The sequence below is a fragment of the Corynebacterium minutissimum genome (genome assembly GCF_016889765.1).
GTDB classification, from domain to species: Bacteria; Actinomycetota; Actinomycetes; order Mycobacteriales; family Mycobacteriaceae; genus Corynebacterium; species Corynebacterium minutissimum_B.
Map to the genome: position 1 here is coordinate 1,323,555 of NZ_CP069533.1, position 11,688 is coordinate 1,335,242.

The following is an 11,688-nucleotide window of genomic DNA, read 5'->3' on the forward strand; positions in this document are numbered from 1 at the left end:
GAAACCCTCTCCCCCAAAGTCGGGGGGAGAGGGTTACGTCAGGTGTGAGCCAGGCAGGTGTGAACTAGATAGGGTGGCCTAGCTTGAGAAGGGATTAATTCTCATCCTCGGTGCGCAGGCGGTGCTTGCCCTCGGACTCGTGGTCATCGGTAATGCGGGAGGTGTCGACGCCCTCGCTGTCGGCGTTGCTGACCTCGATTTCGGTCTCCACGGCGTCCTGGATCGCGGTTTCTTCCTCGCGGTGCTTGGCCAGCTGCTCGTCGAGGGAACCCAGCAGCTCCTCATCGCGCTCGACGACGCCATCCTCAGCCAAGTCGGAACCCTGTGCTGGGACCTTGGTGTCATCCTCGGTGGTGGAGGTGTAGACCAAGGTGGAGCCCTGCGGGGCAGACGTAGACGGGGTGGCGAAGTCCTCCACGCGCGGCGGAACCTTGGATTCTTCCTTCTCCTTCTGGGTGAAGAAGTAGTACACACCACCGGCGATGGCGGCAATGGCGGCCACGAGTGCGGAGATGAGCCACGCCTTCGAGCCCTTCTTCTCCTTGCCGGTGGCCTTTCGGGCCTTCTTCTGGACCTGAGCTGCCTTCTTACGGGCCTTCTTGTCTGCCTTGGTGGCCTTCTTCGAGGCCTGCTTGCGCAGCTTCGACGCCTTCTTGTCTGCCTGCTTCTGGGCCTTGCTCAGGCGCGTGGAGGCCTTGTCCTGGGCGTCTTCAGCCGCAGCGGCCAGCTTCTCGGCGGTGTTTTCGCTGCGCTCCTTGAGCTCCTCTAGGGCGCGCTCGAGGCGGGAGTGGGCAGCCTTGGTTACGGCACCAGCCTCACGGCGGGCCTCCGGGAACCAGTCTTGGTCGCGCTCGTCCATACGTGCGGCGGCGGTTTCAAGAACGGAGTAGGCCTCGCGGGACTTTTCCTCGCGGTAGTCCTGGAAACGGTTCCACAGGGAGGAGGCCACCTGGACGGTGGTGGACAAAGCGGTGGAGTTCATCGGGAGTGGTTCTCCTTTTCGTAGCGTGTGTTAGGGGAGGAGCGGTGTTATTTCGCTGGGTACTCCCTTTCAGCGTAGTGGCGCTGGCCATGCCCCGCCACTGGGTGTGGGGAGCGCCAAGCAGTACGGCCAAAATAGACAGCTTTGTACGGATCGGGAATATTTTATTCACCTTGGGTTGCGGCTAACGGTGCAGCTGGCCGGGCTGTAAAGGTATGACTAATAGGCAAATGCTTCCCGTCAAAATGGACAGCTTGGTACGTTTTCATCAACAGCAACGATGACTTACCCCGATAACCTGCAGAGGAGGTGACCATGTCCCCGCGACTCTCCGCGTCCGCGCCACTAGACCAAATCAGCGAAGATACACCAAAGCGCCTCGAGCGCACCGCGCTTTCCTTCGAAGTGATCCCGCCGCGTCACGACGCCGATGCCGCCAAAATCGACCGCCTGCTCGCCACGCTGTCCGCGTATAAGCCGGACTACATCGCTGTGACCAGCTCCCAGCGCTCCGGCTGGCTCAAGGGAACCGCAGCCTTCATTGAGAAGATTTCCCGCGATACCGCGATGCGTCCACTGGCTCACCTGGCCTGCACGGCCGGTACTGAGGAGGAGCTCATTGGCTGGATCGACACGCTTGTCGATGCCGGCGTGCGCGGCCTCCTTGCCCTGCGCGGTGACCTCCCCGAGGAGGGCATGCCCGAAGGCCACCTACCGCATGCAGACTCCCTCGTCCGCCTCATCCGCCGCTGGGAATCCGCCCGCGTGGCGCGCTTAGCCGCGGGCCGCTTGGCCGTAGGTGTGGCCTGCTATCCCAACGGCCACGCCGAGTCCGCCACACCGGACGAGGACATCGACGTCCTTTTGGCCAAGCAGCGCCTCGGCGCGGACTTCGCCATTACCCAGCTCTTCTTCGACGCGGAGGACTACGTCCGCTTTGCCCAGCGCGCCCGGCTGGCGGGTGTGCGCATTCCGCTCATCCCCGGGATCATGCCTATGACTAGTCGTGCTCGGGTGGAGCGAATGTGCCAGCTGTCCGGGCTGGATGGGCCGACAAAGGTCCTTGACCGGCTCGCGGCAGCGACCTCACCCGAGGAAGAACAAGAAATAGGCATGCAGATTACAGCCTCATTGGCGCAATCCGTGCTGAACGCCGGCGCCGATGGACTGCACATCTACACGCACAACAATCCTGACATTACGACTGACCTGCTGAATCGAATTGGAGTCACCCCATGACCGCTTCTTTCCCGAAGGCCACAATTGAGGGCTACCCCCGCGTTGGCGCTCACCGCGAACTCAAGCGCGCGCTGGAGTCCTACTGGTCCGGCAAGATTGACGCTGAGACTTTCGAGTCCGCAGCACACTCCCTGCGCCTCGATACCTACGCTCGACTCAAGGAGCTGGGTCTCACCGAGGATTACGCCATCCCGGCCGACGTCGCCTACTACGACCACGTCCTCGAGACCGCGCTGACCGTGGGTGCGGTCGAGGGCGAGAGCCTCGATGACGAGTTCACCCTGGCCCGTGGCAACAAGGACACCGCGCCGCTGGAGATGACCAAGTGGTTCGACACCAACTACCACTACATCGTTCCGGAAATCACCGATGACCAGCCCTTCACCGCCCGTCCGCAGCGAGTGCTGAAGATCGTGGAGGAGGCCCGCGCGGCTGGCCACACCGTGCGCCCGGTCCTCGTCGGACCGGTGACCCTGCTGGCCCTGTCCAAGCAGGCCGAGGGCGCGACCCAGCAGCCGCTCGACCGCCTCGATGAGCTGGTGGAGTCCTACCTCACTGTGCTGGAGCAGCTTGCCGACGCCAACGTGGAGTGGATCCAGTTGGCCGAGCCGGCCCTCGTTGCCGACCTCGTAGCGGCTGACGACGTCACCCTGGCCGCTGCCCTCAGGACCGCTTATGGCCGCATCTTGGGCGCAGAGAAGCGCCCGCAGGTCTACCTGACTTCGCCTTATGGCTCCCTCAACGCTGGCCTCGACGCCATCGCTGAGCTCAAGCCGGAGGCCGCCCAGGTGGATCTCTCCGTGGGCACCTTGGCACTGGACAACTCCTACCTCGAGCGCGTGAAGAAGCTCGCCGAGGCAACCCACCTCGCCGCCGGCCTCATCGACGGCCGTAACGTCTGGGCCGCGAACCTCCGCGACCTGCGCGAGAAGCTCGAGACCCTGGATGAGGGTGTTACCGTAACCACCTCCGTCTCTCTGCAGCACGTCCCGCACACCGTTGAGGCAGAGACCTCCCTGCCGGTCGATGTTGCTACGTGGTTCGCCTTCGCTGACGAGAAAATCCGTGAGGTCGTAGCACTCGCCGCCGGCCCGCTGGACGCCCCGGAGGCCTACGCACAGGCCGACCGCGCTGTGCGTACTCGCGCCGAGTCCGCCCGTACCCACAACCAGGCTGTGCAGGATCGCACCGCGCAATTGCCGGAGGGCCAGGTCCAGCGCCAGCCGGAGTTCGCCGAGCGCACCAAGGCTCAAGAAGCCCTCGGCCTGCCGCAGCTGCCGACCACCACCATCGGTTCCTTCCCGCAGACCTCTGAGATTCGTGCTGCGCGTGCCGCTCACCGTAAGGGCGAGCTGTCGGACGCCGACTACACCGAAGCCCTGCGCAACGAGGTGAAGTCCGTCATCGAACTGCAAGAACGTCTCGGCCTCGACGTCCTCGTCCACGGTGAGCCGGAGCGCAACGACATGGTGCAGTACTTCGCCGAGCTTCTCGACGGCTTCGTCGTCACCGAGAACGGCTGGGTCCAGTCCTACGGCTCTCGCTGCACCCGTCCGCCAATCGTCGTTGGCGACATCTCTCGCCCGAAGGCCATGACTACCGAGTGGGCGAAGTTTGCCCAGTCCCAGTCCGAGAAGCACGTCAAGGGCATGCTTACTGGCCCGGTGACCATCCTGGCCTGGTCCTTCGTGCGCGATGACGTCCACCAGTCTGTCTCCGCGGACCAGCTCGGCGTGGCGCTGGCCGACGAAGTCCGCGACCTCGAGGAAGCTGGCATTGACATCATCCAGATCGACGAGCCCGCCCTGCGCGAGCTGTTGCCGCTGCGCGAGCAGGACCGCAAGGCCTACCTCGACTGGGCAGTTCGTTCCTTCCGCCTCGTAGCACTTGAGGCCAAGCCGACCACTCAGATCCACACGCACCTCTGCTACTCGGAGTTCGGCCAGATTATTGACGCCGTCGCCGGCCTCGACGCCGACGTCACCTCCATCGAGGCCGCCCGTTCCCGCATGGAGCTCCTCGAGGACATCGATGAGAAGTTCCACTCCGAGATCGGCCCGGGCATCTACGACATCCACTCGCCGCGCATCCCGTCCGTGGCGGAGATGGCTGAGCTCATCCGCGCCGCTCTGAAAAACGTGCCGGCCGAGCGCCTGTGGGTCAACCCGGACTGCGGTCTGAAGACCCGCGGTTACGAGGAGACCGAGGCCTCCCTGCGCAACCTGGTCCTCGCCCGCGACGAGGTCCGCTCTAGCCTGTAGGCTCAAATCCTCTGGTTTAAACCTCCGAAGAGGTTTAAACGAAGTTCATCGCCGTGAGCTCACTGAGCGCGGCGATGTCTCCGTTTCCACTCCTATCGAAGTGCAACGCCGTGAGACCCGCCGCCCGTGCGCCCACCACATCGTTGGCGAGCGAATCTCCCACCATGAGAGTGGAGCTGGGCTCCACATTCAAACGGCGACAAGCTTCGAGATAGGCCTCTCGGTGCGGCTTTGGCTTAGTCATCTCCACAGTGGGGAAGAGCTCGATCCCAGGCAGGTCGAGCCCGCCTGCGCGTAGTTTGCTTTCCTGCATGTCCCGCGCACCGTTCGTCAGAATGCCGACGTTGAGACCTAAATCCAAGACGTATTCCAGTGCTTCCCGTGCGCCGTCCACCGCGCACCAGTGCTTCTCGTACGCAGCCAGGTACGTGCCATATTCTGCGAGCGCCTCCTGCTCCGTCATCTCTGGCCGACCGAGAAACTCGCGGCAGCGCTCTACCCGCTGACCTTGGTGGGTGACCTCCCCGCGTTCGTAGGCGGCGAACCATTTCTTTTCTATCTCGGCGAAGCGCTCGTGATGCCCGCCCGGAAGCCAGTCCTCCACCGCCGCATGCATCGCGGCGGTGTGGTCCATAAGGGTGTCATCGAGGTCGAAGAGAACAGCGCGGATCATGCTTGACACACTACGCAGATCGCTGACAGCGTCGCGCCGGAACGACGCGTTGGGCGAAATTTCCATACAATGGCAGGCATGACTCAGAAGACCGCAACTGCAACGATGCACACCAACTACGGTGACATTGTTATCGACCTGTTCGGTAACCACGCACCGGTAACCGTTGAGAACTTCATTGGCCTGGCTAAGGGCGAGAAGGACTACACTACCCAGAACGCAAAGGGCGAGCAGTCCGGCCCGTTCTACGATGGCGCCATTTTCCACCGCGTCATTGACCAGTTCATGATCCAGGGCGGCGACCCGACCGGCACCGGTCGTGGCGGCCCTGGCTACCAGTTCCAGGACGAGTTCCACCCGGAGCTGCAGTTCGACCGTCCGTTCCTGCTGGCCATGGCTAATGCCGGCCCAGGTACCAACGGCTCCCAGTTCTTCATCACCGTGGCGCCGACCCCGCACCTGAACAACCACCACACCATCTTTGGTGAGGTTACCGATGCCGCCTCCCAGGAGGTCGTGTCCAAGATTGCGAAGGTCTCCACCGACCGCATGGACCGCCCGGCTGAGGACGTTGTTATCGAGTCCATCGAGATCGCCTAAGCGCTTTCAGTTTTCAAACCCGAGCCCGCTGCCACAAGATGTGGTGGCGGGCTTGGTGCGTATAAGGAGCTTGTGTGAAGAACTATTTGAAATCAGCACCGGCCACCCTGGTGCTCATGGTGCTGTGCATCGGTGCTTGGTGTGCCACGGCCATTCAAGGCTCGTCCCTCTCTACGCCTTACTATCGCAGCATGCTGGCCCAAGACTGGACGCTGTGGGGCCCTGAAGTGTCCGAGCACCCCACAACTGTCATCACTGCGGGCTTTATGCACCTGGACGCCGGGCACCTCTTGGTCAACATGGTGATGTTGTTCTTTGTGGGCAGGGAAGTAGAACGCGCCCTCGGAAGTGCGCTGTATGTGGCGGCTTATCTCATCTCCATTGTGGGCTCTTCCGCCGCAGTGCTGTGGATGGACTTCGGTACGCCCACGGTGGGCGCCTCTGGTGCTCTCTTCGCGCTCATGGGCTTGCTGATTGGCGTGTACCGCAGCCGCGGTCTGGATCTGCGAGCACCCATCGTCCTCGTGGTGGCCAATGTGATCTACAGCTTCGTGGCGGAGAACGTGTCCGTGTGGGGGCACTTGGGCGGTTTGCTCACAGGTCTGCTGTTGGCACCATTCCTCTTTCGCAAACGCACGTGGCTGCGCTGGCTGGGCATTTGGTTGATCAGTGTCGTGGCGGCCGTGTTGGTGGCGCTGCGAGCTGGGCTTTGGGGATAACTCGGGCGTGTTATCCACCAAAACCTTTGTGCGAAAGAATTCCACATAAGTTATCCACACTGTGGATAACTACATTTTTGTAATTTACCGAACGTGTGCACCAAGATTTGCCCAGATCAGCAGGTGAATCGCGTTCGATTGCAGTTTTTAATCGCCCTGTGGGGAGCGTGAAAACCCTTATCCACAGGCTGTGGACAAGGGTTGTGAAATTCGATTTTCACAGAGTTATCCCCACCCTGTGGATAACTTTGTACCCACCGTGTTAACAGCTCTCCGGTTACGGGGTGGGTGGTGGCAAAAGGCCTCAAAATAGAGAGCGAAAAGGCAGGAGCGTGTACTAGATTCTGAGTACTAGTCGAGCAGAGCGCGGTACTGCTTGCGGGCCTTCATGGAATGAATGATGGTCTCGGTCCCGTCGTCCCAGATAAGAACAACGAGCTCAAGTAATCTCATTGAGCCGTCGAATCCGAGGCGAAGCTCTCGCTGTGGGTTCTCGTCGTCGAGTGGCGCTTTAAAAACACAAGTTGATGTTGCTGCGGTTACGGAATCCTCCGGCTTGATGCCGTGTTTTGTGGCGCTCCGGCGAACCTCCATTTAAATGGCTTTTCTTAGTGCTTCACGGATTGCCTGTGACCTAGACCATCCATGCGCTGTAGCATACTTATCCAGGTCTGCAATTTCATTGGGCGAAAGGCGAATCGAGACAATCTTTGCGGCTTGGTTGTCGCGGGGTTTCCGCCCCCGAGTGCGAAGGGTCTCCACGTCATAACCATTTTCGGCTTCCATTACCCATTCATCAATTTGCTCTTCGCTGATCGGCTGTCCATTGATAGTCTTCATAACCGTAATCGTATTACGAAAAGGGGTTCTGTCGCTAGAGTGAAATTCGGACTAGGAGCCAGCGCCGCCCAGAATCTTGGTCACTAGGTTCAAACGTGTAGTGGCCCCAAAGACGGTGATGAGGCGGGAGACGTGCTTTTTCACGGCGGACTCGGAGTAGCCGGTAGCAGTTGCGATTTCAGAGTTCGAATTACCTGCTAGAAGCAACTTGAGAACGGCAACCTCTGCCTCATGGAGATCGTGGCCCTCAATGGCGGCAGCAACGGGATCGCGTGGGGTGCTGGGTTCACCGATGTAGTCCACCAAGCGATGCATGGCGGCGGGTGCCACGACGGTGCCGCCCTCCACAGCCGAGCGAACAGCCTCGATGATGGAGCGGGGGCGCTGGTTCTTCAAGATGTAGCCAGCACCGCCCGCGCGCAGGATTTTGAGCATCGTGTCATCCGAGTCGAACGCGGTCACCGCCAAGAATGTGGGCGGGTTCGGCGCGGAGTTAAGGTGCTTCAGAAGGGTAATGCCATCCATCTGAGGCATGTGAATATCAGCCAGCACGAGGTCCGGCTTGGTTTCCTCAATCTGGGCCAAGCAATCCGCACCATTGGTGGCCTCACCGACGACCGAGATGTCGTCGGTGGTCTGGAAGTAGACGCGGAAAGTCGAGCGGACGAGCTCGTCATCGTCGACGAGGAAGACCCGAATGCTCATGGGAGATACGTAGTCAGAAGGAACAGGAGCGTGGTCTTAGCCCCCGCACCACCAGCGCTCCGGGCTGGTGGAGCAACGGAAGTGGTCGGCGAATTCGGCGCCGTAAGACCTGTAGAAGGTGAATCCGGTGGACTCGGAAGCGGTGGTGCTTTCGGTGGTTGCGGTAGGTTCAGACGCACCAGCTACTGGTGCGGAGAAAAGGGCCAGCGTTGCGGCGGCCGCGGCGAGGGAAGTGCGCATGTTTTACCTTTAGTATTCAAAGATCGGTGATTACCGGGCCACTTTACTATATTTTTCTCAGGCAGGCAGCAGGAAGCGATAGGCGTGTGACCCACTTATCAGCTTCTTTTCCGCTGCCGAAGGTGCCATGAATCCTCCGCACCCGGCGGGCGATCTCACTCAAACCTAAGCTGGTCGTCATAAATTGACGCGATTGCTGCGAGGCAATGGAAGACGTGATGTGCACATCAATATTCTTAGAAGTGCTGCTGGCTTCGATGGTCACGCGTGATTCGGGTTGGGCGTATTTGAGTATGTTCACGGCGAGTTCGGAAAATACGAGTGAGAGCTTCTGCGGTAGAGCGAGCTGACCCGTTTTTCCTAGCTTGATGTCTGGCTCGCACACAAAGCCATGGCTCGATAGGAAACTCACCATCGTGTCGAGATCTTCTTCCAGCGACTTCACTCCTTGCGTTACGCTTTCATTCTTCATCACACGCAGAAGATCCCGGACTTCACCCATTGCCCGGCGGGCGTCGTCGGCGATAGCTTCCGCGGAGTCAGCTGCGGAAGGATCCGTTTGGGTCAGCGCTAAGGTCTCCGAGCGCATGACCACGGAGGTCAAGGTCGCAGCTACCGAATCGTGAAGGGCAGTCATGAGAGCCTCGCGCTGCTCGGCGGCGCGCTGCTCGGAGGCAAGACGCTGGTCTCGGTTTCTGCGCAGTGCGGCGCCAATGCCGATGGCCACCGCATATAAGAGAAGCGGAAGCGAAAGGTTAAATGGATCGAAGTCAGGGAGATAGTTGTTCGACGGATCTGTAGTGATGAAGTACGTGTACACCACCGCCAGGGGAACTGCCCACAACCAGCGCTTCTGAAACGCCACAATGCCCACAATGACGGGGCTCCACGCTAGGAATAGGAACGACCGCCAGTCGGGGCACCACATGGCGAACGCAAAAAGCGCACCGTACCCGCAGGCCGCCACGAAGGGACGTCGGATAGCCAGCGGCGTCAAGCTGACGCCGAGGCCTGCGAGTAGGAGTGCGCCGGGAGTAAGGAAGTTTTTGTCCACCGTGACGGTGAGCATCACTAAAATGATGCAGCCGACACCGGCGACGCTATAGAACCGCGAGGAGTTCATCGCTTCCGTGTTTCAAGCGTGTAAAACTAACGCCAACCCATCGTCATGAGCAGACCGATGATGGCTAGGCCGAAGCCGATGCCGTAGTTCCACGGACCCAGCTCCTGCATGAACGGGATGGACTCGCCGGCCAGGTAGTTCACCACGAGCCACAGCAGGCCAATAAGCATGAGGCCGAGCATGATGGCGATGTACCACTTCGGGGTGCCCTCAGAGTTGATCTTGACCGGAGTGCGGTTGGTAGCAGAGCTGGAGGACTGTGGGAGTGCGGAGCCCTCCGTCGTGATCTTGGACTTTGGCATTTCTACACCTTTAGGTAGGGGGTTTTAATCTGTGGGATACCTTAGCAGCTACGGCAAAAAGAGCTATTGCGGAATCAACGCGGACGGCTCGAATTCCCAGAAGCGGACGTCGATGGTGGCGTCCTTGCGGATGGCATCGCCGCGCTTGACGGATGCCCACCCAATCTTGTCGCTGTCGATCGGGTTAGACGTAGGAATGCGGTCGCCCACCTCAAGGGTGCCGGACCAGCCCTTCGCACGCAGCGCGGACTCGGCTTCACCCTGAGTGGAGTGCACCAGGTCCGGTGCCTGAATCAGCATGCCGTTAGAGACCTCAACGGTGACCGTGCTGCCCTTGGGGAGCTTTTGACCCTTTTCGGAGACCTTGATGACTTGATTCTCCGGCAGTTCAGAATCCACCGAATTAACGTTCACCTCAAAGTCCATGGAGCTGAGCATCTCGACGGCGCGGTCGCGGTCCATGCCGGACACGTCCGGGACGCTGACATCCTTCTGGCCCTTGGACACCGTGATGTGGACCTTTGAACCCTTGGACAGCTGCGAGCCGCCGGCCGGGTTCTGCGAGATGATTTCGCCCGTAGGTGCATCATCGTTGACCTGCTCGATGTCTTCCTTGAGTTCCAGGGAAGCCTCCTCAAGCGCCTGCGTGGCCTCTTCCACGGTCATACCGGTGAGGTCAGGGACCTCAGTAATCTCCTTACCGGAAGACACTGTCAGCGTGACCGAGGACTTCTTCTGCAGCTCAGAGCCTTCCGCTGGGTTGATACGGATGGCCTTGCCGCGCGGAACGTCAGGACTAGGCTCCTCATTGACTGTGACGAAGAGACCGAGCTTCTCCAGCTCCTCCACGACCTCGTTGCGTGGGCGGTCCTTCACCTGAGGAACGACGACCATGTTGGCGCGCTGCGCGGCTTCGTGCTGTGCCTGCTCACGCTCGCGGGCTTCCTGCTGGGAGCTCTGCCAGAAGTCCCAGGCAAAGTAGCCGACGATGGCGATAAGCGCCGCCGCGAGCAGGGCCGCGAGCCACTTCAAGCCGCCGCCCTCATCGTCTTCGCTCGGCCTTGTCGACGCCACCGGAGCGCGGTGCTGCGCTGATACCGGAGCCACCATCGTGGTCGGGTGATCTTCATCGTTGACGTGCGAGCGTGCCGCCTCCGGCAGCTGGCCCTGCGCCAAACGCTCCAGGTCATCGCCCATTTCCCAGGCGGACTGGTACCGGTCCGCTGGGTGCTTAGCCATGGCAGTGAGCACCACGGCATCGAGGCCAAGGCGCTGCTTGTCCGATAAATCTTCCTCGATGAACTCTGAGGGAGGGGTCGGGTCCTCCTGCACGTGCTGGTAGGCCACCGCGAAGGGAGTCTCGCCCTCAAACGGGGTGCGGCCGGTCACCGTTTCATACATGACGCAGCCGAGGGCGTAGACGTCGGAGCGGGCGTCGGCCGGCTTGCCACGGGCTTGTTCCGGGGAAAGGTATTGCGCGGTGCCAATGACCGCAGAAGTCTGCGTCATCGCGGACGTGGAATCATCGAGGGCCCGGGCGATGCCGAAGTCCATGACCTTCACCTGGCCGGTGTTGGTGAGCATGATGTTCGCCGGCTTGATATCGCGGTGAATAATGCCTGCTTCGTGGGAGGATTGCAGGGCATCTGCCACGGGTTTAAGGACGCGCGCGGCTTCGCCCACCGGCAACGGCCCGTCCTCACGAACGATATCGCGCAGCGTGCGTCCTTGGACGTATTCCATGACGATGTAGGGCACCATCATGCCGTCGACGTCCTTCTCACCGGTGTCGAACACGGCCACGATATTGGGGTGGTTGAGCTTACCGGAATTCTGGGCTTCGCGGCGGAAACGTTCACGGAAGTTGACGTCGCGCGCCATGTCGGGGCGCAGCATTTTGACGGCGACGGTGCGTCCCAAGACGGTGTCTTCAGCCTCGTAGACTTCAGACATGCCGCCGGTGCCGATGGACTGGCGGAGGTGGTACCGATCACTGACCATGGT

Annotated in this window: 13 protein-coding genes; 4 read left to right on the top strand and 9 right to left on the bottom strand. The window is 60.8% G+C overall.

The genetic code is table 11. The features are described 5' to 3' along the window. Nucleotides 1-94 precede the first annotated feature (94 nt). Nucleotides 95-982 carry a hypothetical protein gene (locus tag I6J26_RS06070; protein WP_115020897.1) on the bottom strand — a complete coding sequence of 296 codons (888 nt, stop codon included), beginning with the start codon at nucleotides 980-982 and terminating at the stop codon, nucleotides 95-97. Nucleotides 983-1,297: 315 nt separating this feature from the next. Between I6J26_RS06070 and I6J26_RS06075 the strand changes: the two genes are divergently transcribed. Together I6J26_RS06075 and metE are read left to right on the top strand one after the other, a co-directional pair. Further along, on the top strand, nucleotides 1,298-2,221 hold the full coding sequence (locus I6J26_RS06075; RefSeq protein ID WP_115020899.1) for a methylenetetrahydrofolate reductase: 924 nt from the start codon (nucleotides 1,298-1,300) through the stop codon (nucleotides 2,219-2,221). Further along, a complete protein-coding gene (gene metE, locus I6J26_RS06080; RefSeq protein WP_115020902.1) occupies nucleotides 2,218-4,482 on the top strand; it encodes a 5-methyltetrahydropteroyltriglutamate--homocysteine S-methyltransferase in 2,265 nt (754 codons plus the stop codon). Before I6J26_RS06075 ends, metE begins: the two co-directional genes overlap by 4 nt. Nucleotides 4,483-4,516: 34 nt before the next feature. Here metE and I6J26_RS06085 read toward each other — a convergent pair whose 3' ends face one another. Next, complete coding sequence (locus I6J26_RS06085) at nucleotides 4,517-5,155, bottom strand: HAD family hydrolase (protein ID WP_115020904.1); 639 nt, start codon at nucleotides 5,153-5,155, stop codon at nucleotides 4,517-4,519. Between the two features lie 69 nt (nucleotides 5,156-5,224). Between I6J26_RS06085 and I6J26_RS06090 the strand changes: the two genes are divergently transcribed. Together I6J26_RS06090 and I6J26_RS06095 are read left to right on the top strand one after the other, a co-directional pair. After that, nucleotides 5,225-5,755 (top strand): peptidylprolyl isomerase, encoded by a 531-nt coding sequence (locus I6J26_RS06090; protein WP_039672975.1) that lies wholly within the window; start codon nucleotides 5,225-5,227, stop codon nucleotides 5,753-5,755. A gap of 74 nt (nucleotides 5,756-5,829) precedes the next feature. Further along, nucleotides 5,830-6,474 (top strand): rhomboid family intramembrane serine protease, encoded by a 645-nt coding sequence (locus tag I6J26_RS06095; protein WP_115020906.1) that lies wholly within the window; start codon nucleotides 5,830-5,832, stop codon nucleotides 6,472-6,474. Nucleotides 6,475-6,825: 351 nt separating this feature from the next. Here I6J26_RS06095 and I6J26_RS06100 read toward each other — a convergent pair whose 3' ends face one another. From I6J26_RS06100 to pknB, 7 genes are all read right to left on the bottom strand, one after another. After that, the gene (locus I6J26_RS06100; protein WP_039672984.1) at nucleotides 6,826-7,068 is read right to left on the bottom strand and encodes a hypothetical protein; all 243 of its coding nucleotides are present in this window, start codon (nucleotides 7,066-7,068) and stop codon (nucleotides 6,826-6,828) included. Then, nucleotides 7,069-7,314, bottom strand: a complete 246-nt coding sequence (locus I6J26_RS06105; RefSeq protein WP_070669452.1) for a ribbon-helix-helix domain-containing protein — start codon at nucleotides 7,312-7,314, stop codon at nucleotides 7,069-7,071. Between the two features lie 51 nt (nucleotides 7,315-7,365). Beyond that, nucleotides 7,366-8,019, bottom strand: coding sequence for a response regulator (locus tag I6J26_RS06110; protein WP_115020908.1), 654 nt, complete (start codon nucleotides 8,017-8,019; stop codon nucleotides 7,366-7,368). A 36-nt stretch (nucleotides 8,020-8,055) separates the two neighbouring features. Beyond that, a complete protein-coding gene (locus tag I6J26_RS06115; RefSeq protein WP_115020910.1) occupies nucleotides 8,056-8,259 on the bottom strand; it encodes a hypothetical protein in 204 nt (67 codons plus the stop codon). Between the two features lie 46 nt (nucleotides 8,260-8,305). Then, entirely contained in the window at nucleotides 8,306-9,382 is a 1,077-nt protein-coding gene (locus I6J26_RS06120) for a sensor histidine kinase (protein WP_115020913.1), read from the bottom strand. A 26-nt stretch (nucleotides 9,383-9,408) separates the two neighbouring features. Continuing rightward, nucleotides 9,409-9,684: a cell division protein CrgA gene (crgA, locus tag I6J26_RS06125; RefSeq protein WP_070523252.1), complete on the bottom strand. Its 276-nt coding sequence runs from the start codon at nucleotides 9,682-9,684 to the stop codon at nucleotides 9,409-9,411. 63 nt (nucleotides 9,685-9,747) lie between these two features. Further along, the gene (gene pknB, locus I6J26_RS06130) at nucleotides 9,748-11,685 is read right to left on the bottom strand and encodes a Stk1 family PASTA domain-containing Ser/Thr kinase (protein WP_115020914.1); all 1,938 of its coding nucleotides are present in this window, start codon (nucleotides 11,683-11,685) and stop codon (nucleotides 9,748-9,750) included. Nucleotides 11,686-11,688 lie beyond the last annotated feature (3 nt).